We start from the raw sequence: 2,938 nt of genomic DNA, 5'->3' as shown, positions 1-2,938 counted from the left end.
TGGTCGAAAAGTAAGACTACCACATGTGGGTAGCTGACCTCCTTCCGACCTATCCCATTACATGAGTGTTGCGGTTATTATCTGAATTCAGGAAACGACTCAAATACACAACACAACAATAAAACGCGCACTATTGCTTAGATAAGTGTGTCTTGCCCGACTCGCACCATCCAGACTGATTAATAAGAGCGAAGCGAATTACCCGTTGAATTAGGCAGAAAACCCGATGGTTCGATCTTCGCTCAAAGCGGAACCTATATCACTGAAATTATCTTTCAGATGCCGACACTATAATTTTGTTTGTTCGGGCGGTTTAATTCTGTCTAGTTTAGTTTGGATAAAAAGGTTTTGAAAATCGCACAAATGCTTTTAACTAACAGTACTTTCCTTCTAAAAATTTTGCTCTTTGAAGTGTGCGCAAACTCCGTCGATACCCGGAAACATGGACGCTGCTGTTATGCCCATCTGACGCAGCTCTTTCATTACTTCGTTTCTCTCGCGAGATGGTATATCAAAGGCCCATAAAATATTTTTACTTTTATTTAAAATAAACTTTTCTATATCAGCCACATTGGAAACAGTGGTCATTGCCTGCTGAGGTACTGCTCGAGGGTTGTCTAGGGCAACGAATTCCCAACGAGATATATGAGGAAAGGCTGGGTCTAAAAACGAACTTTGTTCTGATACTTCTGTTAACTTCGATTGTTCCAGCATGTAGATTCTAACATCCCCTGAATAATCCGCTGGTACATCCTTAAAAGCAAAGAAAGCTGCAACGTAAGGAGATATGGTCCAATCCAACAATGGAGTAGGGTAACCGTGATGTTGAAGTAGATTAAGGAAAGCACCGTTTTGTTCTGGTACATTTAAGTCAAAGTAATGCTCTGTGATAGCGCTCAGGTGACGATGTAGCTGTTGTACATCTTGTTTTATGAAGCTGTTAATTAAGAAACGCTCGAGTCGATGAAACGATGTTCTAAGCGGCCAGGGTTCTCTTTGTCCGCGAAAAATAAAGTCTTCGTCAATTACACTAGCCACGCGCCTTTTAAATTCCTGCCAAGATATTTGGTTAGGAGCGATATGCGAGCTGCCGGGTAGTACAGAACTTTCTGCTTTCCCGATTAATTTAACTCCGTTATCTGCCTCCACTTTAAACTCCAAAAGGTCTTTCTTGAAGTGAAGCTCTATAGTTGCTTCATCAGCATGTGTAGTACTCGGGAAGTGATTTTTAATTACCGACCACTCAGTTGGAAGCTTTGTATAAGGATGGATAGGGAATAAGTTCACGTTTACCTTAAGGCGTTCTCGTCCTTCTGGGAAAGTAAAATAACTCACGGAGCCTGGGGCGTCAGTTGTGGATGGGTTCACGTATGCAGCGACAGAGAAATGCTTATCAACTTTGTCAATATTAATCATAAGTTCGCTGGGAAATCCATTTCCGCCGTCTGGGTGGCAGGATCCTAACCATTGGCCTCTCATAATACAGCGGCTCCTCAAGTGTAAATTTGAAAATTAACTAGGTTTTGACAGCTTTGCACGGTGTACTAATTAACATCAACTTCTTTCTGCTATGCATGCGACAAATTATATTTGGAATCAAGCCATGGTCTGCTTTGAGCGAGGAACAGACCTTAGGGTTTTTTGCACTAATTCAACTAGTGACCTTCGTACCTACCATTAATAACTAAGGATGAAGCGAATCAGTCTCGGCACACTAGTCTCTGCAATATTGCGCGTTTTGTTATTGTGTTGTGCATTTAAGTCATTTACTGTCAATGACATAACGAAAAGTTAGAGTTAGATAATGTGCGCACGCAAAATATAACAAATAATGGTTAGACATTAGGAAGTATCTCGTGACAGAACTAAAAGCTCCATTCTCCGCCCGGCATCGCGGACAGCACCAGCAGGTAGATAATGACTTTCCGGAGAGCGCCAGAATAGGTTTGCTCCATCTTCTTTACGAACTAGAGGAGAAAGGCTATGTAGCTGGTTGGCCGGCGATTGCCCGAGAGCTGCAACGTATTAGTCGGCTGCCGCCCACTTCTTATTCAGTCTCGTTAGCCCCGGATTTACGAAGAGCTAAGACTGACGCAGAAGAGGCTTTGTCGTCCTTAAGTTGGGGCCAGGTATACGACTTTTGTGAGCGACTATACGGTCACCTATCACAAGATGTCTTGGAACCGATCGGTTTCGACGGATTCAAGGTTTCTATACCAAAAAGTGAAGTCCAAGTTTTTATATCGGAAGAACTAGAGCGCATCTTCTTGGAGGAAAATCTAGCTTTCGAGTTTACTGAGGGCCTTGTACATAGGCGCGGAAGAAGACATACCGAAGATCAAGCAACTCGAGCTCAGTTTGTTCTAGGCGATAATCGACTCGCTGGTTCCAGGAAACACTACACAAAAGCACTACAATTTTTCCGTCATCCAACCAAGCCGGATTATGAGAACTGCGTTAAAGAAGCTGTTTGTGCAGTAGAGGCGGCAGGCAAAGCATTGTTTCCCTCAGCAAAGACCGCCACGTTGGGAGACCTCACGAAGTGGCTTTCAAACACTAAAGACTATGACATTCCAAAAGCGCTAATAAAGACAATCGAAGGTATCTATGCGTATCGCAGCGGTGGCAATGGAGTAGGTCATGGTGGCGCACAAGGTGGCGCAGCTACCATGAAAGTGGCAGAGTATGTTCTCAGCGTATGCGCCTCCCAGATCATTTATTTAGTGGATATCGAGAAAGTACACGATGACATTCCCTTCTGATAGCGGAAAACCGTCTAACCATCTGCTGTACAGCGACCGATTTTCCGCCGCTACACCGCTCCAAACCGGCGCGTGACTGGTGCGTTAATGTCCGCTTCACGCCCTGAGACTTTCAACAAGCTTTTTATGCCGCAAGTAAAGTCGATTTTTTCTCTCTCAATGACTTCAAATACTTG

2 protein-coding genes are annotated in these 2,938 nt (G+C 43.8%); one reads left to right on the top strand and one right to left on the bottom strand.

Features of this window, described 5'->3' with window-relative positions:
- Window positions 1-390 precede the first annotated feature (390 nt).
- Entirely contained in the window at window positions 391-1,479 is a 1,089-nt protein-coding gene (locus tag DFP83_RS13380; protein ID WP_110576570.1) for an FRG domain-containing protein, read from the bottom strand.
- A 377-nt stretch (window positions 1,480-1,856) separates the two neighbouring features.
- On the opposite strand from DFP83_RS13380, the gene DFP83_RS13375 reads away from it, so the two are divergent.
- On the top strand, window positions 1,857-2,762 hold the full coding sequence (locus DFP83_RS13375) for an AbiJ-NTD4 domain-containing protein (RefSeq protein WP_110576568.1): 906 nt from the start codon (window positions 1,857-1,859) through the stop codon (window positions 2,760-2,762).
- Window positions 2,763-2,938 lie beyond the last annotated feature (176 nt).

The organism is Idiomarina fontislapidosi, assembly GCF_003226255.1.
Classification (GTDB): Bacteria; Pseudomonadota; Gammaproteobacteria; order Enterobacterales; family Alteromonadaceae; genus Idiomarina; species Idiomarina fontislapidosi.
The sequence above is the reverse complement of the archived record's forward strand: the minus strand, read 5'-3'. Positions and strand labels throughout refer to the sequence as shown.

Bases quoted from the DNA above. Each gene is read 5' to 3' on its own strand.
- DFP83_RS13380 (WP_110576570.1), bottom strand. From the start codon at position 1,479: ATGAGAGGCCAATGGTTAGGATCCTGCCACCCAGACGGCGGAAATGGA.